Source organism: Kitasatospora griseola (assembly GCF_014648555.1).
Classification (GTDB): Bacteria; Actinomycetota; Actinomycetes; order Streptomycetales; family Streptomycetaceae; genus Kitasatospora; species Kitasatospora griseola.
Window position 1 is genome coordinate 1 of the sequence record NZ_BMRI01000114.1, and the last position, 782, is coordinate 782.

Annotated in this window: 1 protein-coding gene and 1 pseudogene; both read left to right on the forward strand. The window is 71.5% G+C overall.

The annotated features are described in order from the left end of the window. Positions 1 to 17: 17 nt before the first annotated feature. The gene (locus IEZ12_RS37360; protein ID WP_189278889.1) at positions 18 to 296 is read left to right on the forward strand and encodes a hypothetical protein; all 279 of its coding nucleotides are present in this window, start codon (positions 18 to 20) and stop codon (positions 294 to 296) included. A gap of 109 nt (positions 297 to 405) precedes the next feature. Beyond that, positions 406 to 782 (forward strand): annotated as a pseudogene (locus tag IEZ12_RS37365) (DUF2637 domain-containing protein); the annotation flags it as partial.

A 782-nucleotide genomic window follows, 5' to 3' on the forward strand; every position in this document is an offset into this window, starting at 1 on the left:
CAGAGAGGTAGAGACCCGTGAGGTCGATTGTTGCAGGGCAGGTCGCCGTGGACTCGGAGGAGTTCGCGGAACTGGCGCTGGGCGTGGACAGCGAGCTGTTCGCCGGCGTGCCGGGCGAGAGCCCGTTGGAGTATGCGGCGCGGATGGACGTGGCGCTGGCGGTGCTGGCGGACCTGGACCGGGAGGACCCGGTGCTGGCCGAGTTCGCGCGCCGGTTGATGGACGCGGCGCCGGTGCCGCTGTTCACCGCGCGCTCGCTGGCCGGCCGCACGCCGGGCATGAGGGTGGCGGCGTGAGCACGTTCAAGCGTCGCGCTCACCGACGTCCGGTCGTGCTCACGGAGCGCGTGTTCTCGCTCATCGCCCGCTCGTCGGGCGGGAAGCGGGGCGGGCGGTGAACGGGTTGGTGACGCCGCAGCAGATCCGCTCGGCGGAGAAGATTCTGGGTCTGGGGACGTGGGCGATCACGTTCGGGGCGGTGCTGTACAGCATGCTCACGGTGACGCCGCTGATGGCCGCGCACACCCCGGAGGCCTGGAAGTGGACGGCTCCGATCCTGCCGATGGTCGTGGACGCGGCGGTGGTGATCGTGGTCCGGATGGACGGCATCCTGGCCCGCCTCGGCGGCGACGGCGGCCGGTGGCCGGTGGTGCTGCGCTGGATGACCGGCGTGGCGACGGTGCTGCTCAACGTGGGCGAGTCCGCCCTGGCAAAGGACTTGGTCGGGGTTGCGGTCCATGCGGTCGCGCCGCTGCTGCTGATCGTCACGGCGGAGACCTCGCT